Origin of the sequence: Pleomorphomonas sp. JP5, assembly GCF_023721815.1 — a bacterium.
Classification (GTDB): Bacteria; Pseudomonadota; Alphaproteobacteria; order Rhizobiales; family Pleomorphomonadaceae; genus Pleomorphomonas.
Genome location: NZ_JAMDLI010000002.1, coordinates 191,375 through 212,498 on the forward strand (window position 1 = coordinate 191,375; position 21,124 = coordinate 212,498).

Sequence of the window (21,124 nt, forward strand, 5' to 3'; positions counted from 1 at the left end):
GGTCTAGATTGACCGCGGTTCAGACGGGTCAGGCGAAATAAGACCATCGAACCTGTGCTGTCAGATTTGTGAGCTTAGGAGTACCTCAAATGAAGGCTCTCGTTTCGCGTTTTCTCAAGGACGAGTCCGGCGCTACTGCCATTGAATACGGCCTGATCGCTTCGCTGATCGCCGTCGCCATCATCACCGCCGCCACCACGCTCGGCACCAACATCAGCACCTCGTTCAACAAGATCTCTACCAAGATCAACGAGGCAAACACGACCACCACTCCCGCCGAGTAAGTCGCTCGAGGCATGACGACCCGGACGGTCGTCGGCTAGACTGCCCGAGGCGACGCTTTCACCGCGCACCTTGGGTACCGGGATCCCAAAGGGGAGGCCAGAACGGCCTCCCCTTTCGATTCCAGGAAGGTTGCTACCGTTCAGGTGCCATTTACCCTGTTTGGCTAGTCTCGCTCGCCGCACCCTTCCGGAAGGCACCCTGGAGACCAACCGCCTTGAACATCGTCGCCGCCCTCCTCAGTGCCGTCTTTCCCATCGTGGTCACGGTCGCCGCCTGCTACGATCTCTTGACCATGCAGATCCCAAATCGCTTTCCCGCAGCGCTCGCCATCGTCTTTGTTGCGTTGGCGCTTCTGATCGGTCTGCCACTTCCGACGATCGGCCTCCATGTTGTTGTCGGCATCGGTCTCCTCGTCGGGACCTTCGCCCTGTTTGCCTTCGGCTATCTCGGTGGAGGCGACGCCAAGCTCGCCTCGGCCATCGCACTCTGGCTGGGCATTGAACAGGCTCTACCTTTCCTGATCCTGACCGCTTTGTTCGGCGGTGCGCTGTCGCTCGCCATATTGAGCTTTCGATCCCTACCGCTTCCCGGTTTCATGCTTGGCTGGACTCCGGCTCAGCGCCTGCACGAGAAGGGGGCCGGCATTCCCTACGGCGTGGCGATCGCCGCTGCCGCACTGATGGTTTTCCCCGATACCCTTTGGTTCACCGTCTTCGCCTCCATGTGAGGCCGAGAAAGCCAGTTCCTGACGATTCCTGAACGCCGAAACAAACCGAGACGATTTCAAACACCTTATTAACCATAAATTCAGCGTTACCCCGTGTACTCGGACGTCGAATGGAACGTTCGTCGTCCTGCGTCACGAGGCAACATCATGCGCCCGATCCAATTGATCATTCTGCTCGTCGCTGGTGCCGCTGCCGCTGGCGCCGGCCTCATCGCGACCCGGATCGGCAGCCGCGACACCGTCGCGCCACAGCAAGTCGCAGCCCAGCCCGTCGCCCCCCCGATCGATCTCGAGGACGTTCTCGTTGCCGCCAAGGATATCGGAATCGGCAAGGGGGTCGAAGCAGACAGTCTCGTATGGAAGCCCTGGCCCAAGGATGGATTGAACGACGGCTACATCCAGCGAGCGAGCGAACCTGACGCCGTCAGCGACCTCAAGGGCATGCTGGCGCGCACCCCCATTCTCGCCGGAGAACCCATCCGCAAGGCCAAGCTGGTGCGGTCGGATCGCGGCTTCCTGTCCGCCGTGCTGCCCGAGGGCATGCGAGCGGTGGCGGTTCGCGTCAACGCGGCATCGACAGCCGGTGGCTTCATCCTGCCGGAAGATCGCGTCGACATCCTGCTTGTGCGCCAGAAGGACGCAAACGAGGCCGTGGCCGAGACCATCCTCACCGACGTGAGGGTGCTGGCGATCGACCAGTCGGTGCAACAGACCGGCGACGACAAGCAGCCGTCGATCGTCGCGCAGAACACGGCGACGCTTGAACTCACGCCCGACCAGACCGAACTCGTCACCCAGGCTCAGCAGATCGGCTCGATCTCGCTGGCGCTGCGTCCACTCGTCGATGCCAACCAGCCCGCCTCGCGCCAACGCAAGCCGACGGGCATCGCCGTCGTGAAATTCGGCGTCGTCTCACGCGTCACGGCCCAGCAAGCGCCATGATCCAGAAGCCACGACCGATTGCAACTCCAGGAAACCCGGTCATGAACCGCTGCCTAGCGCTGATTCTTCCTCTCGCGGGCCTTCTCGTCGCCGGTCTCGCGGATACGCCGGCCCGCGCCGCCGACCCCGCCGCCATTCGCTCGGTGACCGAAATCGAGGGGCGGGTCGTCAATCTCGGTCTCAACAAGTCGATGGTGATCGACCTGCCCGAGGATATCCGTGACGTCCTGGTTTCCAACCCCGCCGTCGCCGACGCGGTCGTCCGCAACAACCGGAAGATCTATCTGATCGGCATGAGTGTTGGCGAAGCCAATGTCTTCCTGTTTGGCGACGGCAACCGCCAGATCGCCCATTTCGAGCTGGTCATCGGTCGCGACACTGTCGGCCTCGAAAGCACGCTCGCAGAGGTGATTCCCGGCTCGAACATCAAGGCTCAGTCGCTCGGCGACTCACTTGTGTTGTCGGGCACCGTCACCTCTCCGGAAGCGGCGGCGACGGCGGCCAACATCGCCGCCAAGTTCGTCGGCTCGACCGACAAGATCGTCAACTCGATCAACGTGTCCGGTTCCGACCAGGTCAATCTTCGCGTGGTCATCGCCGAGGTGGAGAAGAATACCGTCCGCAAGCTCGGTATCGACATGGCCGGCACGGTAGGCGCCGTTGCCGCCGCCAGTTCCCCCAACAACCTCGCCTACAACCTGGCGGGACTGTCGTCCAACTCCACCAAGTTGTTCGGCATTACCAATGGTACCGCCAGTTCGGCAGTGAACATCGGAACGGACCATTTTTCCATGATGATCAACGCCCTGAAGACGCAGGGCGTGGTGCGGACACTGGCCGAGCCGAACGTCACAGCCATCTCCGGCCAGCCGGCCAAGGTCGTGGTGGGCGGAGAGATCCCGTACACGATCGTCAGCGACAATGGCAACACGGTCAACTTCAAGGAATATGGCGTCATCCTGAAGTTCACGCCGGTGGTGTTGAGCTCCGGGCGCATCAGCCTCAACATCAATACCGAGGTGAGCGACATCGACACCTCGCTCAGCTCCACCGTGCCCGCGCTCAAGAAGCGCGGCGCAGAGACCACGGTCGAAGTCCCGTCGGGTGGCGCCATCGCCATCGGCGGCCTGTTGCGAGACAACATCTCCAAGACCGTCAACGGCACGCCGGGGTTGTCCGATCTGCCGATTCTCGGCGCGCTGTTCAAGAGCGATGCCTATCAGCGCCAGCAGACCGAACTGGTAGTCTTCGTGACGCCCTATCTCGTGAAGCCGACCGCCCCTTCCGCGATCACCCGGCCCGACCAGAACCTCAACTTCCAGGCCGATGCCCAGAGCTATTTTCTGAACCAGATCAACCGCATCTACCGCGTCAACGGCGCCGCTTCCGGTTCCTACCAGGGCCGCTACGGCTTCTCCTATGAATGAGCCGGCGCATCGGAGGAGTGCCATGCAGGCGATGAAGTCCCTTATCCGCCACGAAAGGCTGCTACGCCGGTCCGCGAGGCCGGCTGCGATCGTCCTGATGCTCGCCTTGGCCGCCTGCAACCAGAAAGGCCAGGCCCTGACGGACGGCTTGCCGGTCGACGGTTATCGCTCCGCCTATCCGATCGCCGTCACAGAGGCGCCGCAGACGCTGGACATTCCGGTCGGCACCGGTACCGGTGGCCTGTCACCCGAGCTTCGGGCGGTCGTGGCCGACTTCGGCGCCGACGCCGCGCGAAACGCGACCGGACCGGTCGTCGTGATGACGCCGGCAGGTTCGATCAACCAGGCCGCCGCCGATTATCTCGCCCGCCAGATCCGCACGACGCTCAAGCAGTCGGGCGTCGCGCCGGCCTACATGAGGTCGCAGACCTACGCCGTCGCCGATCCCCGCGTTCCTGCGCCGATCCGGCTCGGCTTCACCCGCATCAAGGCCGTCAGCCCGCCCTGCGGCCGCTGGACGACCGACATCATGCCCGACAATCAGAAGAAGGGCGACGACGGCGCCGAATTCGGCTGCGCCACCCAGGCCAACCTCGCGGCCATGGTGGAGAATCCGAACGACCTCCTGATGCCACGAGCCGAGACCCCGGTGCGCGGCTGGCAGCGCTGGGAAATGTTGCAGAAGGCAGCCAAGGGATCGAGCCCGTCGGCTACCTATCCGACTTCGACCTTCTAGGAATCCGACGGCCATGACCACCGACGACCCGCTCGCTCCTCCCCCCTCCGGCCGCTCCGCCGAGTCCGACGGACTGAAGCCGGTGCCGCGCATCGCCATTCAGGCGTTCTGCGAGACGCCGGAGATCGCCGACGTCCTGGAGCAGGCAGCCGCCGATCGCCGCATGGCCAAGGCGCATGTCAAGGTGCATCAGGGCGGCGTCGCCGCCGCTCTCGATTTCTATGCCGCGGCGCCGACACCCAACCTGTTGTTCGTGGAGACGCGCGAGCGCCGGGAGCGTGTGCTCGAACAAGTGGACCAACTGGCCACCGTCTGCGATGCCGGGACCAAGGTCGTGCTGATCGGCCACCATAACGACGTCGCCCTCTATCGCGACCTGATGCGTCGCGGCGTATCCGAGTACATGGTCGCCCCTTTCGACCTTTATGACGTCATCCGCGAGATCGGCGAGATCTACCTGGCCCCGGATGTGAAGCCGGTGGGGCGGACCATCGCCTTCATCGGCGCGCGCGGCGGCTCGGGCTCCTCCACCGTGGCTCACAACGTCGCCTTCGCCTTGTCCCGGAGCTTCGACGGGGGCGTCGTCCTGGCCGATCTCGATCTGCCTTTCGGCACCGCCAGCCTCGACTTCAACCAGGAACCGGCGCAAACTCTGGCCGATGCGCTTACCGCTGGCGACCGGGTCGATGACGTCTTCCTCGACCGGCTGCTGGCCAAATGCGCCGACAATCTCAGCCTGCTCGCTGCGCCGGCGACACTCGATCGTTCCTTCGACCACGACGAAATGGCCTTCGAACCCATCGTCGATGCCGCTCGCGTCAGCGCTCCGGCCGTCATCCTCGACCTGCCGCACGTCTGGACAGCCTGGATCCGCCGACTTCTCGGGGCCGCCGACGAAGTCGTGATCACGGCCATGCCGGACCTCGCCTCCCTCAGGAACGCCAAGAATCTGATCGATCAGCTGAAGATCGCCCGGCCCAACGATGAGGCGCCCCGTCTCGTCATCAACCAGGTGGGACTGCCGAAGCGTCCCGAGATCAAGCCCGCCGATTTCCAGAAGGCGCTGCAGCTCGATCCGGCCGCCATCATCCCATTCGACGCCGCGCTGTTCGGCACGGCGACCAACAACGGCCAGATGATCGCCGAGATCAGCGCACGGTCGCCGATCGCGCAGATCTTCGAAACGCTCGCGGCGCGGCTGACCGGCCGCTCCACCGTGCGCAGCGGCCGCAAGTCTGCACTCAGTCCCCTGCTGGCCCGTCTGCCGCGCCTCAAGGCGCACTGACGGTCAGGACGCGGAGAGGTTCAATGTCCTTTGGCAAGCGTGGTTCTTTCGGTTTGGCGCAGGAGAAACCGGCGACGGCCCCGACGACGCGGGCCGTCGAGCCGGCGCCCGTCGCCGCGCCGGCGGCCAAGCCAGCGCCTGCCCCCACTGCCCGATCCGCGCCTCCCCCGGCGCCTGAGGTGCAGGAACGGCGCAAGTCCGACAACTACTACGACACCAAGTCTTCGATCTTCTCGGCGCTGATCGAGACCATCGACCTGAGCCAGCTCGCCAAGCTCGACGTCGAGACGGCGCGCGAAGAAATCCGCGACATCGTCGGCGACATCATCTCGTTGAAGGCGGTGGTGATGTCGATCTCCGAGCAGGAGGAACTGCTCGACGACATCTGCAACGACGTGCTCGGTTACGGTCCGCTCGAGCCATTGCTGGCCCGCGACGACATCGCCGACATCATGGTCAACGGGGCCAACGCCACCTTCATCGAAGTGGCCGGCAAGATGGTCAAGACCGGGGTGCGGTTCCGCGACAACGTGCAGCTGATGAACATCTGCCAGCGCATCGTCAGCCAGATCGGCCGCCGCGTCGACGAAGCATCGCCGATCTGCGATGCCCGCCTTCCCGACGGCAGCCGCGTCAACGTCATTGCACCGCCGCTCGCCATCGACGGTCCGACCCTGACCATCCGAAAGTTCAAGAAGGACAAGCTGACCCTTCCGCAGCTGGTCAAGTTCGGCTCGATCACGCCGGAAGGCGCCACCATTCTTGAAATCATCGGCCATTGCCGCTGCAACGTGCTGATTTCCGGCGGTACCGGCTCGGGCAAGACGACGTTGCTCAACTGCCTCACCGCCTACATCGAACCGACCGAACGCGTGATCACCTGCGAGGACGCCGCCGAACTGCAACTGCAGCAGCCGCACGTCGTCCGTCTCGAAACGCGCCCGCCCAACCTTGAGGGCGAGGGCCAGGTCACCATGCGCGATCTCGTGAAGAACTGCCTGCGCATGCGACCCGAGCGGATCATCGTCGGCGAAGTGCGTGGCCCCGAGGCCTTCGATCTGTTGCAGGCGATGAACACCGGCCACGACGGCTCGATGGGCACGCTGCACGCCAACACGCCGCGCGAGGCCATCTCCCGTATCGAATCGATGATTTCCATGGGGGGCTACACCCTGCCGTCCAAGACGGTGCGCGAAATGATCGTCTCGTCGATCGACGTCATCGTCCAGGCTGCGCGCCTTAGGGACGGCTCGCGTCGCATCACCCACATCACCGAAGTGGTCGGCCTCGAGGGCGACGTCGTGATCACTCAAGACCTGTTCGTCTACGACATCATCGGCGAGGAGAGCGACGGCCGGTTGATCGGCCAGCACCGATCCACCGGCATTGGCCGCCCGAAGTTCTGGGATCGCGCACGCTACTACGGCGAGGAGCGTCGGCTCGCCGCCGCGCTCGACGCGTCCGAGGCGCCGCCGCCATCCGGCGCCTACAGCTGATCAACAGGCGGCAACAGGGAGAGAGAGCATGGAGATCGACATCCGCATCCTCGCGATGATGGGCCTCGTCGGCTTCTCGATCGCCGCCCTGCTCTACGGCTTTCTCTACGGCCGCATCGAGCGGCAGGCATCGGCCGAACGCCGCAGGACACAGGTGGCGGCACCCCCCGTCGATATCGATCGGGCCAAGACATCCGCCACCCCGAGCGCCCGCCGTCGCAATGTCCAGGAAACGCTGAAGGATCTCGAGGCCAAGCAGAAGCATAAGGCGTCCAAGTCCACCAACCCGCCGATGCAGCTCCGGTTGGCTCAGGCCGGACTCAGCCTGACCATCCTTCGCTTCTACATCTACAGCGTCCTGACCGGCCTTGTTATTTTTGTGGTTTGCCTGCTCGTCGGCCTGCCGATCTTCCTGGTACTTGGCGCCGGTTTCGTCGGTGCCGTTGGCCTGCCGCGCTTTCTCGTCAACTTCATCCGCAAGCGCCGCCATGCCGCCTTCATCGACGAGCTCGCCAACGCCGTCGAAGTGATCGTTCGTGGCGTCAAAGCCGGCCTGCCGCTCAATGACTGCCTCAGGATGATCGCCAGCGAGGCCAAGGAACCGGTCAAGAGCGAGTTTCGCACCGTGGTCGAGGCAATGCAGCTCGGCATGCCGATCGACGAGGCGGTTACCCGCATGTACGAGCGCGTTCCCCTGCCGGAGACCAACTTCTTCGGCATCGTGCTGTCCATCCAGTCGAAGGCCGGCGGCAACCTCTCCGAGGCCCTTGGCAATCTCGCCAAGGTGTTGCGAGAGCGCAAGAAGATGCGCGCCAAGATCCAGGCCATGAGCATGGAGGCAAAGTCCTCGGCCGGCATCATCGGGTCTCTGCCGATCATCGTCACCGTCCTCGTCTATCTGACCAGCCCGGACTACATCCTGGTTCTGTTTCTCACGCCGATCGGGCAGATCGTCCTCGGCATTTCCCTCCTCTGGATGCTGATCGGTGTCTTCGTCATGAAGCGCATGATCGCCTTCGACTTCTGAGAGGCCGTCATGGGCGCGATCGTCGACACTCTGCGCGATCCGGTGGCCTTGATGGCCATCCTGATATCGCTCGCCATTTTCGCCACCATTCTCAGCCTGGCCATGCCGCTCCTGTCGAGCGACCGACTGCCGGCGCGCATGCGTGCGGTGGCCGACGAGCGCGAAAGGATTCGCCAGCGCGAGCGTGCCCGTCTTGCCGAGGAAGGGCGCGGCTCACTGCGTGGCAAGGAGTCCAAGGCCTACATGCGCAGCCTCGTCGAGCGGCTGTCGCTCAGAAAGGCGCTGCTCGACGACAAGGGCGAGGAAAAGCTGAAGCAGGCGGGCTTCCGTAGCGAGGCGGCCACCACCACCTTCCTCTTCGCGCGCTTCGTGCTGCCTTTCGGCTTTCTGGCGCTAGCGATTTTCTACGTCTTCATCGTCCTGGAGATCGATCGCCCCCTGCCCTTCAAGCTCGGCATTTGCCTGGTCATCGCCTACGCAGGCTTCTATCTGCCGGTCATCATCGTCTCCAACGCCCTGCAGAAGCGCCAGCAATCGATCAAGCGGGCCTTCCCGGACTCTCTCGATCTGCTGCTGATCTGCGTCGAGAGCGGCATGTCGATCGAGCACGCCTTCCGCCGCGTCTCGGAGGAGATCGGCAGTCAGTCGCTGGCACTGGCCGAGGAGCTCAGCCTGACCACCGCCGAGTTGTCCTTCCTGCCCGACCGCCGTCAGGCCTATGAGAATCTGGCGAACCGCACCGGCCTCGACGGCGTCAAGGCCGTCTGCCTCGCACTGATCCAGTCCGAACGCTACGGTACCCCGCTCGGTCAGACCCTGCGCGTGCTCAGCCAGGAAAACCGCGACATGCGGATGAACGAAGCGGAGAAAAAGGCAGCCGCGCTTCCACCCAAACTGACCGTACCGATGATCCTCTTTTTCCTGCCGGTCCTGTTCGCCGTCATCATGGCGCCGGCCATCATCAAGATCAGTTCGCTGTAAGCAGAGACCGCACAAACGAAAAGCCCCGATCCGGGGCTTTTCTCTGCATCACGTTATTGTCGCACTTACTTCGTGCCGTACATGCGGTCGCCGGCATCACCGAGACCGGGCACGATGTAGCCCTTCTCGTTGAGGTGGCTGTCGATCGCCGCCGTGAACACCGGCACATCCGGATGCGCGTCCGTGAAGTTCTTGATTCCCTCGGGAGCTGCGAGAAGGCAGACGAAGCGGATGTCGCGGGCGCCACGCTCCTTCAGCTTGTCGACGGCGGCAATCGACGAGTTGCCGGTGGCCAGCATCGGGTCGACAACGATGGTGAGGCGATCGGACAGATCGGCCGGAGCCTTGAAGTAATACTCGACCGGCTGCAGCGTCTCGTGGTCGCGATAGATGCCGATATGCGACACGCGTGCCGCCGGCACAAGATCGAGCATGCCTTCGAGCAAGCCATTGCCGGCGCGCAACACGGAGGCGAACACCAGCTTCTTGCCCTCAAGGGTCGGCGCCGTCATCGTCTGGAGAGGCGTCTCGATTTCTACCTCGGTCAACGCGAGATCGCGCGTCACCTCGTAGCAGAGCAACGTCGAGATCTCGCGCAACAACCGCCGAAAGCTCGCTGTCGAGGTTTCATGCTTACGCATGATGGTGAGCTTGTGCTGCACCAGCGGATGATCGATGACCTTGACGCTCATGGGTTCCTCGCGGACTTTGGGTTTTGGCGACCATAGAGACTCGGAGCCGCCTCCGAAACCGGCATTTTCCCCGATCTCCACCAGATTCCCGCTTACAGCAGAGCGAGAAGCCGCGCTTTGGTCGCCGCGTCGCAGAAGGCGTCCTCGACGGCAGTACGGGTAACCCCGGCAAGCTCCGCCTCGGTCAGCCCGAACGTGTCGCGGGCCACCCCATACTCGTGGCCAACCGACGTCCAGAAGAAAGGCGGATCGTCGGTATTGAGCGAATGACGCACCCCGGCCGCCCGAAGGGCCGGCAGCGGGTGATCGCCATAGCTTGCATAGACGCCAAGCGCAATGTTGGACACAGGGCAAACCTCGAGGTGAATGCCCTGTTCGACAATCCGGCGGACGAGATCGGCGTTTTCGATGGCGCGTACGCCATGGCCGATTCGCTTCACGGGAATGGCGTCGAGCGTTGCCGCGACACCCTCCCATGAGCACCACTCTCCAGCATGACAGGTGAGCGGCAAGCCAGCCTCGGACGCGATCTCGAAGGCGGCGGCGAACTCGTGCGGAGCGTGAAGGCGCTCCTCGCCGGCCATGCCGAAGCCAACGACCTCCGGCACGAGGTTGTTCACTGCCATGCGCGCCGCCTCGACACCCCGTTCGGGACCGTAGTGACGCTCGACAAGAGGAATCACCCGGCCGACGATGCCCGTCGCCGCTTCGGCCCGGCGCAAACCCTCGACGATGCCGTCGAGATAGGACCGATAGCTGAGGCCGGAGCGCTCGCCAAAGTCCGGCGAAACGAAGAACTCGGTGTAGATCGACCCGGCCGCCGCAGCCTGCCGCTGGTAGACCTCGGCGATCTCGGCAAAGTCTTCCGGCGTACGGAACACCGAGGCAGCGAGGTCATAGGCAACGAGGAACGCCGAAAAGTCGGTCCAGAGATAGCGCCCCTCGTCGTCGAACAGGCGCGACACGTCCACTCCATAACGAGCGGCATTGCGACGAACCAGCTCGGGCGCGGCACCGGCCTCGAGATGAACGTGAAGTTCGGCCTTCGGCACCGAAGGCACGGCAGTCGACTCGGTCATGGATCGTCTTTCAGAGCAGTGAACGGCCATGCAGGCCGGGCGCAAGCCCAAGCCACGCAGCAACGGTTTCGGCCATGTCGGCGAAAGTATCCGGCCGGCCGGCCGAACCAGGCGGCACCCCCCGTCCGGCGAACAGTGCCGGCACGCGCTCGCGCGTGTGGTCGCTGCCGTGCCAGGTCGGATCGCAACCGTGGTCGGCCGTGATCAGCAGCATGTCGCCCTCGCCCATCGCCGCTTCCACCTCCGGCAGGCGCCGGTCGAAAGCTTCAAGGCAGGCGGCATAACCGGCTACGTCGCGACGGTGTCCGTACTCGGTGTCGAAGTCGACGAGATTGACGAAGACGAGATCGCCGGCGCCAGCTTCGCCCAGCGCAGCGATGCCGAGATCGAGGTTGCCGTCGTTGGATTTGCCCTTGCGGGTAATGGTGATGTTCTGATGGGCGAAGATGTCGCCGATCTTGCCGATGCCGTAGACCTTGCCGCCCGCCGCTTCGACACGGGTGAGCAACGTCGGCTCCGGCGGCGGCACGGCATAGTCGCGCCGGTTGGCGGTGCGCTTGAAGGTCTCCCTGGTCTCGCCGACGAAGGGACGGGCAATGACGCGTCCGACGCGATAACGGTCGACCAGCTTGCGGGCGATCTCGCAATCGGCCAGCAGCTTGGCAAGGCCGAAATGCGTCTCATGGGCAGCGATCTGCAGCACCGAGTCGGCCGAGGTGTAGACGATCGGCTTGCCGGTGCGGATGTGTTCCTCGCCAAGGCGGTCGATGATCGCGGTGCCGGATGCGTGGCAGTTGCCAAGAATGCCCGGCACACCGGTCTCGCGTACATAGGCATCGATGAGGTCGGCCGGAAAGCTTGGCGGATCCGGCGGGAAATAGCCCCACTCGAAAGGCACGGGCACGCCGGCAACTTCCCAATGACCTGATGGCGTGTCCTTGCCGCTCGACAGTTCGGCCGGCGCGGCATAGCGCCCCTCGGCCGAGCTTCGAACAAAGCCGGCCGGCTTCTGCCCGGTGGCAAGCTCGGCGGCAAGCCCCAGACCGAGCCGCTCAAGATTGGGCAGCGACAGCGGGCCCGACCGCAAGCCGGCCTGATCACCCCGGCCGGCCGCGCATTCGGCGGCGATATGGCCGAGCGTGTCGGCCCCCTCGTCACCAAAGCGGGCGGCATCCGGCGCGCCGCCGATGCCGAAGCTGTCGAGCACGATGATGATGGCCCGTTTCATGATTTCTCCCCGGCACCCGAATGGCGCCTCACCCTTGTCCGTCTGTCCCTGGGGCAGCGCCGACCGCGACCGCCCCTTGGGAAGGCTTAGCCATCGACCCGTTCGATCACCGGCGAGCCGGGCTCCGGCCGGTCACCCAGACGGTAGGCGGCGACAAGGGCAGCCGAGGCCGCATCGGCGGCAGCGTCGCTTGCCGCGTGGACGAAGCCGATTGGATGGTCTTGCCCGACATCCTGGCCAAGGCCGGCCAGGGCCGAAAAGCCGACGGAGGGGTCGATGGCGTCCTGCGGGCGCGTTCGGCCGCCGCCGAGCCCGACAACCGCCACGCCGATCGCCCTCGCATCGATGGCGGAAACGGTCCCCGCCTGCGGTGGGTATACCGGCCTCACCACCGGCGCCTTGACGAGATAGCTGTCGGCCTTGGTGACGAAATCGATCGGCCCGCCCAGCGCACTGACCATGCTGCCGAAAATCTCCGCGGCCCGCCCCGAGGTGAAAGCCTCCTCGACCGCCACCCGCGCTTCAGCGAGGTCGGGCCTGAGGCCACCGATCACCAGCATTTCGGCCGACAGTGCGACCGTCACCTCCCACATGCGCGGATCGATGCGCTTGCCTGTGAGAAAATCGACAGCGAGCTGAACTTCCAGCGCGTTGCCGGCGGCGGTTCCGAGCGGCTCGTTCATGTCGGTAATCAGGCCGACGGTCGGAAGGCCGGCGCCGTTTGCCACGTGCACAAGGCTCTCGGCCAGGGCACGCGAGTCCTCGAGCGTCGCCATGAAGGCGCCGGTGCCTGTCTTGACGTCGAGCACCAGCCCATGAAGGCCGGCCGCGAGCTTCTTGGACAGGATGGATGCCGTGATGAGGTCGATGCTCTCAACCGTGCCGGTGACGTCGCGGATGGCGTACACCCGCTTGTCGGCAGGCGCGAGATCCGAGGTCTGGCCGATGACAGCGCAGCCGACCTCGCGCACCACCTTGCGAAACAGCTCGTTGTCCGGCTGCGTCTTGTAGCCCGGTACCGCGTCGAGCTTGTCGAGGGTGCCGCCGGTGTGGCCCAGGCCCCGACCGGAGATCATCGGCACATAACCGCCGCAGGCAGCGATGGCCGGTGCGAGCATCAGCGACACGGTGTCGCCGATACCGCCGGTCGAGTGCTTGTCGAGCGCCGGACCAGGCAAGTCCGACCAATCAAGCACGGTGCCGGAATCGCGCATGGCAAGCGTCAGCGCCACCCGCTCATCAATGGTCATGCCCCGAAAGAACGTAGCCATGGCGAAGGCCGCCACCTGCCCCTCGGTGACCGAGCCGGCCGTCAGCCCTTCGACCATGAAGGCGATTTCTTCCCGGCTGAGCACGGCGCCGTCGCGCTTGCGACGAATGATTTCCTGCGGCAGGAAGCTCATGAGGAGGCTCCATAGGCTGCGATGACGCGCGGCAGCATGCGGCGAAGCTTGTCGGCTCCCTTCGGCGCCGCCTCCTTGACCTCTTCGTGGCTGAGCTCCTGGTCGGTGAGCCCGGCTGCGGGGTTGGTCACGGTGGAAACGGCGGCCACTTCGAGACCCATGTAACGGGCGAGGATCACCTCCGGCACCGTCGACATGCCGACAGCGTCGCCGCCCAGGATCTTGGCGGCGCGGATTTCGGCCGGGGTCTCGAAGGACGGGCCGGTGAACCAGACATAGACGCCCGAATGCAGCGTGATGCCCTCGGCGGCGGCGGCCTCGCGGAACAGCTTCTGAAGCCGCAGGTCATAGGCCTGCGACATGCCGACGAAGCGCTCGTCGCCCAGCTCGCCGACCAGCGGATTGGACCCGGTGAAGTTGATGTGATCGGTGATCAGCATCAGCTCGCCCGGCCCGACCTCAAGATGCAGGCCACCAGCAGCATTGGTCAGGATGACCGCCTTGCAGCCGATCAGCTTCAGCACCTCGATCGGCGTCTTCATGACGGCCGCTTCGCCGTGCTCATAGTAATGAGCGCGACCGGACAGGACCGCCACCGGTTGGCCGGCAATGCGGCCGATGACCAGCTCGCCCTTGTGACTGGAGACGGTGGACACCGGGAAGCCGGGCAGGTCCGCGAAGGAGAAGCGGACCGCGTCCTCGACGCTATCGGCGAACGAGCCGAGGCCGGAGCCAAGCACCATGCCGACGACCGGCTTCAGATCCGTCTTGGAGGCGATCATCGCCGCCGCGCGGGCACCGTTGGAAATCTCGGACATGTTCGTTCACTCCTCAAGAACGAATCCGGCCGGCAACAACTCGGCCATCGTGAAACGCTGGCTGGCGCCCTCGGGATCGGCAGCCCAAACCTCTGTGGACGGTGAAGCCGCGAACTCCATGAGACGCTGGCGACACCCCCCGCAAGGCGTGCAGAAGCGTCCGCCCGGCACGCGCTCTCCGTCAATGCGGTTTGCCACGACCACGGCGCGGACGATGCGCTTGGCGCCGCCCATCACCAGATGGCCGATGGCTGTCGTCTCGGCGCACCACCCTTCCGGGAAGGACGCGTTCTCGACGTTGCAACCGGCGTAGATGTTGCCATCGTCGGCGAGCAGCGCCGCACCGACGGCATAGTTGGAATAGGGCGCGTGCGCCTTGGCCCGGGCGGCGCTGGCCGCTGCGAACAGCCTGTCGAAATCGGCCATCTCACCGCTCCTTGACGTAAGGCACGCCACCGGCCTTCGGCGGCCGGGCCACGCCGATGAAACCAGCGAGCAGAACACAGGTCAGCACATAGGGCAGTGCCTGGAAGATCTGAACCGGAACCTCACCGATACCCGGCACACTCTTGCCCTGCATGAAGTTGGCGAATGCGTCGAGGAAGCCGAACAGCAGACAGGCCAGCATCACCGGCACCGGCCGCCACTTGGCGAAGATCAACGCGGCCAATGCGATGTAGCCCTTGCCCGCCGACATGTCCTTCACGAACCCTGCCGACTGGGCGATGGCGAGATAAGTGCCTGCGAAACCGCAGAGAATGCCGGCACACACGGTGGCGCGATAGCGCAGGAAGGTCACCGAAATGCCAGCGGTGTCGACGGCGCCCGGGTTCTCGCCCACGGCACGCAGACGCAGGCCGAAGCGAGTGCGATAGAGCACCCACCAGGAAGCCGGCACCGCGATGAAGGCGAGGTAGGTCAGGATGTTGTGGCCGGAAATGACGTTGGCATAGAAGCGGCCCAGAAAGCCCGTATCCCGCAGCTGATCGGCATAGGGAAAGACGATCTCGGTAAAGCGGGCCGAGGCGGCCAGCGGCGGCGTTCGCCCCCCCTGACTGAACCAGGCCTGCCCGAGAACCGCGGTAAGGCCCGACGCCAGGAAGTTGATGGCGACGCCCGACACGATCTGGTTGCCGCGATTGGTGATCGAGGCGAAGCCGTGAACCAATGAGATCAACACCGACACGGTGATGCCGGCGAGAAGACCGAGCCAGGGCGAGCCGGTCATGAAGGCGGCAACGGCCGCCGCGAAGGCCGAAAAGAGCATCTTGCCTTCGAGGCCGATGTCGAACACGCCGGCCCGTTCGGTGAACAAACCCGCCAGCGCGGTGAAGATCAGCGGGATCGACAGACGAATGGTCGAGCCGAGGATCGAGATGAGGTCGAGGTTTTCCATTGATCCCTCCTCAAGCCTTGCCGAACCGCTGCCAGACCCGGACGATGGCCGGTCGGAACAGGTATTCGAGGGCGCCGGCGAACAGGATCACCAGACCCTGGATAACGACGATCATGTCGCGGGTGATCTTCGGCATGTCGAACGACAGGGCATCGCCGCCCTGATAGAGCACGCCGAACAGGATGGCGGCGAGCACGATGCCGATCGGATGGCTGCGCCCCATCAGCGACACTGCGATGCCAACGAAGCCGGCGCCACCGACGAACTCCACCTGCAGGCGGGCCGAGGCGCCGAGCACCGGGTTGAGCGCCATCATGCCGGCGAGGCCGCCGGAGATCAGCATGGTGATGATCACCGTCTTCACATAGGGAATGCCGGCGTAGATGGCGGCCGTCGGGCTGGCGCCAAGGGTGCGGATCTCATAGCCGAGCTTGGTCCGCCAGATCAGTACCCAGACCACGAAGCACATGACCAGCGCGATGAGGAACGACACGTTGAACGGCGCCGCCCCGATCTTGCCGCCGAACAGCGCGATCAGCCAGTCGAGCTTGGGCAGCTGGCCACCTTCGAGGAAAACGCGCGTTTCCGGCGCCATCTTGCCCGGCACGATCAGCACGTGGACGAGCACGTAGACCATCATCGCCGCGCCGATGAAGTTGAACATGATGGTAGTGATGACGATATGGCTGCCGCGCTTGGCCTGCAGCCATGCCGGGATCAACGCCCAGGCGGCGCCGAAGATCGCGGCGCCGACCACGGCGAACGGCATTGTCACGTACCAGGGCACATAGTGATCGAGAGCCAGCGAGGCGAGCGCCGCGCCCAGGCCGCCGACATAGGCCTGGCCTTCCGAGCCGATGTTGAACAGGCCGGCATGATAGGCGACGGCCACCGACAGGCCGGTGAAAATGAAGTTGGTGGCGTAGTAGAGCGTGAAGCCTATGCCCTCGCCATTGCCGAGGGCGCCCTGCAACAGCAGCGTCACGGCATCGAGCGGGCTTTCGCCGATGAACCAGACGACGACGCCTGAGATCAGGAAGGCGACAACGAGGTTGAGGAACGGCATCAGGCCGTAGGTGATCCAGTTGGGAAGCGGTACGGACGCGGTGCTCATCTCGGCCTCACGCGGCAATGCCGGCCATCATCAGGCCGAGTGTCTGTTCACCGGTATCCGGCGTCTTTTCGCCAACCACATGGCCGGCGAACATCACGAGGATGCGGTCTGAAAGCGAGCGAATCTCGTCGAGTTCCACCGAAACCAGGAGCACCGCCTTGCCGGCGTCGCGCATGGCGATCAGCCGGCGATGGATGAACTCGATGGCGCCGATGTCGACGCCACGCGTCGGCTGTCCCACCACAAGAAGCGCCGGATCGCGTTCGATTTCTCGGGCGACGACGATCTTCTGCTGGTTGCCGCCGGAAAAATTGGCGGTCTTGAGCCGGCAGTTGGGTGGGCGGATGTCATACTTCTCGATCTTGGTCTTGGCATCCTCCCGACAGGCGTCGAGATCGAGCAGCGGACCCCGGCCGTAGCGGGCATCGCGATGATAGCCGAGAACCGAGTTCTCGCTTTCCTCGAACCCCAGCACGAGGCCCATGTGATGACGGTCCTCGGGAATATGACCGAGACCGAGCGCCCTAAGGCGGGCGGAATCGAAACCGGTGACCGGCTTGCCGTGGAACAGGATCTCGCCGGAGGTTGGCTTGCGGATTCCGGTGATCGCCTCGAGAAGCTCCGACTGGCCGTTGCCGGCAACACCCGCGATGCCGACCACCTCGCCGGCGCGGACGTCGAAGGAGACGTTGTCGACCATGGTTACGCCGCGACCGTCCTTCACGGTGAGGTTGCGAACCGACAGCACGATGTCGCTCGGCGCCGCCGGCCCTTTCTCGACGTGCAGCAGGACGCGGCGACCGACCATAAGTTCGGCAAGCTCTTCGACCGTCGTCTCGGTGGTGCGACGGGTCGCCACCATCTCGCCGCGTCGCATGACCGAGACGGTGTCGGTAATGGCCATGATCTCGCGGAGCTTGTGGGTGATGAGAACGATGGTCTTGCCCTGATCGCGCAGCACACCGAGGATCTTGAACAGGTGGTCCGCCTCGGCCGGCGTCAGCACGCCCGTAGGCTCGTCGAGGATCAGGATCTCGGCGCCGCGATAGAGTGCCTTCAGGATCTCGACACGCTGCTGCAAACCGACCGGCAGCTCTTCGATGATCGCGTCGGGATCGACCTCGAGCCCGTAGTCGGCTTCAAGACGCTTCAGCGCCGACCGCGCCTCGGAAACGCCGCCACCGAGCAGCGCGCCACCTTCGACGCCGAGGATGACGTTCTCGAGCACGGAGAAATTCTCGACCAGCATGAAATGCTGGTGGACCATGCCGATGCCGGCGGTAATGGCCGCCTGGCTGTCATCGATCACGGTCGTCTCGCCATTGATGCGGATTGACCCGGCGTCGGCATGGTAGAAGCCGTAGAGGATCGACATCAGTGTCGACTTGCCGGCGCCATTTTCGCCGATGATGCCGTGGATCGAGCCCTTGGCAACGGTGAGGTTGATGTTCTTGTTGGCGTGGACGGCGCCAAATTTCTTGTCGATGCCGATCAGTTCGATGGCGGGCGCTGCGGTCGGTGTTGGGCTCACGGCTTGACGGCTCCGGATACGAAAAAGGCGCAAGGCACGCCCGAAGAACCGGCCATGCCTTGCGCCCTCATGACGGTGAGATCACTTCGGGCAGGAGTTGTCCGACATGTAGTCGTGCACCTTGACCGCGCCGGAGACGATGTCGGTCTTGGCCTTCTCGACCGCCGCCAGGATTTCCGGCGTGATCAGAGGCTTGTTGTTGTCGTCATAGGCCCAGGCCACGCCGTCTTCCTTGATGCCCAGCGCCTGCACGCCAGCCGTGAACTTGTCGGTCTTGGCGTCAGTGAAGGCGTTGTAAACGGCGAGGTCGACACGCTTGACCATCGAGGTCAGCACCGAACCCGGATGCAGGTAGTTCTGGTTGCTGTCGACGCCGATGGAATACTTGCCCTGGTCGGCAGCGGTCTGCAACACGCCGATGCCCGAAGCGCCGGCTGCCGCGTAGATGACGTCCACGCCCTGGTCGATCTGGCCCTTGGCGAGCTCGCCGCCGCGCACGGGATCGCTCCAGGCAGCGCCGGTGGTGCCGACGTAGTTCTGGAGCACGTCATTGCCGGCCTTGGCCGCACGGGCGCCCTGCTCGTAACCGCACTCGAACTTGCGGATCAGCGGAATGTCCATGCCGCCGACGAAGCCGACCTTGCCGGTCTTCGAGAACAGGCCGGCAACGGTGCCGACAAGGTAGGAGCCCTCTTCTTCCTTGTAGACCACCGAACGAACGTTCGGCTTGTCCACGACGGCGTCGACGATGACGAACTTGGTGTCGGGGAACTCGGTCGCGACCTTCTCGATGGCCGAGGTCCAGGCAAACGAGACAGCCACCACCGGGTTGAAGCCCTTGGAGGCAAAGTTGCGGATCGCCTGCTCACCCTGGGTGTCGCCGGTCGGCTCGAAGTCGCGATATTCGATACCGGTCTCGGCCTTGAACTTCTCCGCGCCGCCGTAGGCCGCCTCGTTGAAGGACTTGTCGAACTTGCCACCGGTGCCATAGACGAGCGCCGGCTTGACGTCCGCGGCCATGGCCGTGCTCGTCAGCATGGCTGCGACAAAGGTAGCGCCGATCAGTTTGTTGATCATCGTGTTCCTCACCCCTTTTGGAAGGAGCCCCCGTTCGGGCTGGTCGGCGAAGGGAACCCCAATATGCCCCTCCCCCGAGTGGCGATTACCTAAGCATGCTTTCTACGCATTTGCATCGTCTTTCTTGCGTTTTTGACCAAATGGACAATATTGATGCACAACGCTTTCGGTGGAGGCATACGCTGCCAGATAACGCGCCAACGCTGGCCAAAACCGGCCGCCGATCCGTCTACCGACATCGTCTCATGCCAAGCCGCCCCGTCGCTCGCCGCTTCGACATTGCGTGTTTGTCCGTAGAAAAGATGGATAACGATCCCCCAGAAGCCGAATTTTCCCTCGGGCGAAGCGCAAAACCGATACCGTTTCAGGGGGAAAGGCGCTAAGAGCGTGCCCAGCGAAATCCCTACTGCACCGAAGGATACGATGACCGCGCCCATCGCAACTTCCATCGCCCCGGCCATTGCGCTCGTCGCCCACGACGCCAAAAAGGACGAGATGGTCACCTTCGCCCGCACTCACGAGCGGCGGCTGTCCGACTTCCGCCTGTTCGCCACCGGCACAACTGGCGGCAGGATCCGGGAAGCCTGCCCCGCCCTCGACGTCACCCGCCTCAAGAGCGGCCCGCTCGGCGGGGACCAGCAGATTGGCGCCATGATCGCCGAGGGACGCCTCAGCGGCCTCATCTTCTTCATCGATCCGCTGTCACCCATGCCGCACGACGTCGACGTCAAGGCGCTCACCCGCCTGTCGGTCGTCTACGATATTCCGATGGCCCTCAACCGCGCGACGGCGGAGTTGCTGATCCGCGCCGACGGTTTTGCTCCCCTCTCCCCCGTTTCCTCCGACTGAGCGAAGATCACGATGTCCCAGAACGTTTCCAACGTCGTCACCTTTCCGGTCCTGTTCGCCGACATCGGCGGCACCAACGCCCGCTTCGCCCTCCTTGTCGATGCCGAGGGTGAGATCCGCCACTTCGACACCGTCGAGACGCGACTCTTCCCGACCATCGAAGACGCCATCCAGGGCGCGGTGATCGATGCCGGCGCGCCGGTGCCGAAGTCGCTGGTCTTCGCGTTGGCCGGGCCGATCGGCGAAGAGAGCACGCAGCTGACCAACTGTCCCTGGGTGGTCACGCCGAAACGCCTCGTCGAGCGCTTCAAGCTCGATCACGTGATCCTGTTCAACGATTTCGAGGCGCTTGGCCTCTGCCTGCCCGGTCTGAAGGCGAAGGATCTGGTCGCCGTCGGCGGCACCCTGCCGCCAGAGCGCGGTACCAAGGTGGTGATCGGCCCCGGCACCGGCCTCGGCGCAGCAGGCCTCGTCGACGCAGCCGGCCTCTGGGTGCCGGTGCCCGGCGAAGGCGGCCACATCGACCTCGCCCCGGTGACCGCCCGCGACTACGATATCTGGCCGCATATCGAGCGAGCCGGCGGCCGGGTCACCGGCGAAACCATCATCTGCGGCTCCGGTCTCCTGCGCCTTTATCGCGCGGTCGCCGCCGCCAGCAAGGCCTTCCCGGCCTGCGACACGCCAGCCGCCGTGACCGCCGCCGCCGAGGCAGGCGACCCGATGGCCGTCGAAACGGTTGCGCTGTTCGCCGAGCACCTCGGCCGCATCGCCGGCAACCTTGCCCTGACCTTCCTCTCCCATGGCGGCGTCTATCTGGCCGGCGGCATCGCGCCGCGCATCGTCAAGGTGTTGCAGCAGGGCGGCTTCCGCGCCGCCTTCGAGGACAAGTACCCGCATCAGGGACTGATGGCCTCGCTGCCCACGGCGATCATCGTCCACGACCGCCCGGCTCTCGCCGGCCTCGTCGATTTCGCCCGGCGCCCGGATACCTTCGGCCTTCGCCTTGACGGCCGGCACTGGCGCGGCTGAGC

The 21,124-nt window shown here is 64.6% G+C and carries 22 protein-coding genes; 11 read left to right on the forward strand and 11 right to left on the reverse strand.

What is annotated here, in order from left to right; all coding sequences use genetic code 11:
- Positions 1 to 89: 89 nt before the first annotated feature.
- The 9 genes from M4J40_RS02765 (at position 90) to M4J40_RS02805 (ending at position 8,906) form a co-directional block, all read left to right on the forward strand.
- Positions 90 to 284, forward strand: a complete 195-nt coding sequence (locus tag M4J40_RS02765; protein ID WP_251751924.1) for a Flp family type IVb pilin — start codon at positions 90 to 92, stop codon at positions 282 to 284.
- Positions 285 to 499: 215 nt separating this feature from the next.
- Positions 500 to 1,012, forward strand: a complete 513-nt coding sequence (locus M4J40_RS02770) for a prepilin peptidase (protein ID WP_251751926.1) — start codon at positions 500 to 502, stop codon at positions 1,010 to 1,012.
- A gap of 147 nt (positions 1,013 to 1,159) precedes the next feature.
- Complete coding sequence (cpaB, locus tag M4J40_RS02775) at positions 1,160 to 1,954, forward strand: Flp pilus assembly protein CpaB (protein ID WP_251751928.1); 795 nt, start codon at positions 1,160 to 1,162, stop codon at positions 1,952 to 1,954.
- A gap of 41 nt (positions 1,955 to 1,995) precedes the next feature.
- Positions 1,996 to 3,381, forward strand: coding sequence for a type II and III secretion system protein family protein (locus M4J40_RS02780; protein WP_251751930.1), 1,386 nt, complete (start codon positions 1,996 to 1,998; stop codon positions 3,379 to 3,381).
- A gap of 22 nt (positions 3,382 to 3,403) precedes the next feature.
- A complete protein-coding gene (locus M4J40_RS02785; RefSeq protein WP_251751932.1) occupies positions 3,404 to 4,117 on the forward strand; it encodes a CpaD family pilus assembly protein in 714 nt (237 codons plus the stop codon).
- A gap of 13 nt (positions 4,118 to 4,130) precedes the next feature.
- A complete protein-coding gene (locus M4J40_RS02790) occupies positions 4,131 to 5,402 on the forward strand; it encodes a CpaE family protein (RefSeq protein WP_251751934.1) in 1,272 nt (423 codons plus the stop codon).
- 23 nt (positions 5,403 to 5,425) lie between these two features.
- Positions 5,426 to 6,898 (forward strand): CpaF family protein, encoded by a 1,473-nt coding sequence (locus tag M4J40_RS02795; protein ID WP_251751936.1) that lies wholly within the window; start codon positions 5,426 to 5,428, stop codon positions 6,896 to 6,898.
- Between the two features lie 28 nt (positions 6,899 to 6,926).
- A complete protein-coding gene (locus M4J40_RS02800; RefSeq protein WP_251751938.1) occupies positions 6,927 to 7,925 on the forward strand; it encodes a type II secretion system F family protein in 999 nt (332 codons plus the stop codon).
- Between the two features lie 9 nt (positions 7,926 to 7,934).
- Positions 7,935 to 8,906: a type II secretion system F family protein gene (locus tag M4J40_RS02805; RefSeq protein ID WP_251751940.1), complete on the forward strand. Its 972-nt coding sequence runs from the start codon at positions 7,935 to 7,937 to the stop codon at positions 8,904 to 8,906.
- A gap of 65 nt (positions 8,907 to 8,971) precedes the next feature.
- On the opposite strand, the gene upp is transcribed toward M4J40_RS02805, so the two are convergent.
- From upp to M4J40_RS02860, 11 genes are all read right to left on the reverse strand, one after another.
- Entirely contained in the window at positions 8,972 to 9,598 is a 627-nt protein-coding gene (gene upp / locus M4J40_RS02810) for a uracil phosphoribosyltransferase (protein WP_251751941.1), read from the reverse strand.
- A 92-nt stretch (positions 9,599 to 9,690) separates the two neighbouring features.
- Positions 9,691 to 10,650 (reverse strand): adenosine deaminase, encoded by a 960-nt coding sequence (gene add / locus M4J40_RS02815; protein ID WP_251752161.1) that lies wholly within the window; start codon positions 10,648 to 10,650, stop codon positions 9,691 to 9,693.
- Between the two features lie 37 nt (positions 10,651 to 10,687).
- The gene (locus M4J40_RS02820; RefSeq protein WP_251751942.1) at positions 10,688 to 11,905 is read right to left on the reverse strand and encodes a phosphopentomutase; all 1,218 of its coding nucleotides are present in this window, start codon (positions 11,903 to 11,905) and stop codon (positions 10,688 to 10,690) included.
- Positions 11,906 to 11,991: 86 nt separating this feature from the next.
- Entirely contained in the window at positions 11,992 to 13,308 is a 1,317-nt protein-coding gene (gene deoA / locus M4J40_RS02825; RefSeq protein WP_251751943.1) for a thymidine phosphorylase, read from the reverse strand.
- On the reverse strand, positions 13,305 to 14,126 hold the full coding sequence (locus M4J40_RS02830) for a purine-nucleoside phosphorylase (protein ID WP_251751944.1): 822 nt from the start codon (positions 14,124 to 14,126) through the stop codon (positions 13,305 to 13,307). The genes deoA and M4J40_RS02830 overlap by 4 nt, the downstream gene beginning before the upstream one ends.
- 6 nt (positions 14,127 to 14,132) lie before the next feature.
- A complete protein-coding gene (locus tag M4J40_RS02835; RefSeq protein ID WP_251751945.1) occupies positions 14,133 to 14,552 on the reverse strand; it encodes a cytidine deaminase in 420 nt (139 codons plus the stop codon).
- A 1-nt stretch (position 14,553) separates the two neighbouring features.
- Positions 14,554 to 15,522, reverse strand: a complete 969-nt coding sequence (locus M4J40_RS02840; RefSeq protein WP_251751946.1) for an ABC transporter permease — start codon at positions 15,520 to 15,522, stop codon at positions 14,554 to 14,556.
- Between the two features lie 10 nt (positions 15,523 to 15,532).
- Positions 15,533 to 16,636 (reverse strand): ABC transporter permease, encoded by a 1,104-nt coding sequence (locus tag M4J40_RS02845; protein ID WP_251751947.1) that lies wholly within the window; start codon positions 16,634 to 16,636, stop codon positions 15,533 to 15,535.
- A 7-nt stretch (positions 16,637 to 16,643) separates the two neighbouring features.
- A complete protein-coding gene (locus M4J40_RS02850) occupies positions 16,644 to 18,167 on the reverse strand; it encodes an ABC transporter ATP-binding protein (protein ID WP_251751948.1) in 1,524 nt (507 codons plus the stop codon).
- 81 nt (positions 18,168 to 18,248) lie between these two features.
- Entirely contained in the window at positions 18,249 to 19,244 is a 996-nt protein-coding gene (locus tag M4J40_RS02855; RefSeq protein ID WP_251751949.1) for a BMP family protein, read from the reverse strand.
- Positions 19,245 to 19,333: 89 nt separating this feature from the next.
- The gene (locus M4J40_RS02860) at positions 19,334 to 19,681 is read right to left on the reverse strand and encodes a hypothetical protein (RefSeq protein WP_251751950.1); all 348 of its coding nucleotides are present in this window, start codon (positions 19,679 to 19,681) and stop codon (positions 19,334 to 19,336) included.
- On the opposite strand from M4J40_RS02860, the gene M4J40_RS02865 reads away from it, so the two are divergent.
- Entirely contained in the window at positions 19,668 to 20,093 is a 426-nt protein-coding gene (locus M4J40_RS02865; RefSeq protein ID WP_251751951.1) for a methylglyoxal synthase, read from the forward strand. The genes M4J40_RS02860 and M4J40_RS02865 overlap by 14 nt on opposite strands.
- Before the next feature lie 12 nt (positions 20,094 to 20,105).
- A complete protein-coding gene (gene glk / locus M4J40_RS02870; RefSeq protein ID WP_251751952.1) occupies positions 20,106 to 21,122 on the forward strand; it encodes a glucokinase in 1,017 nt (338 codons plus the stop codon).
- Positions 21,123 to 21,124: the final 2 nt, after the last annotated feature.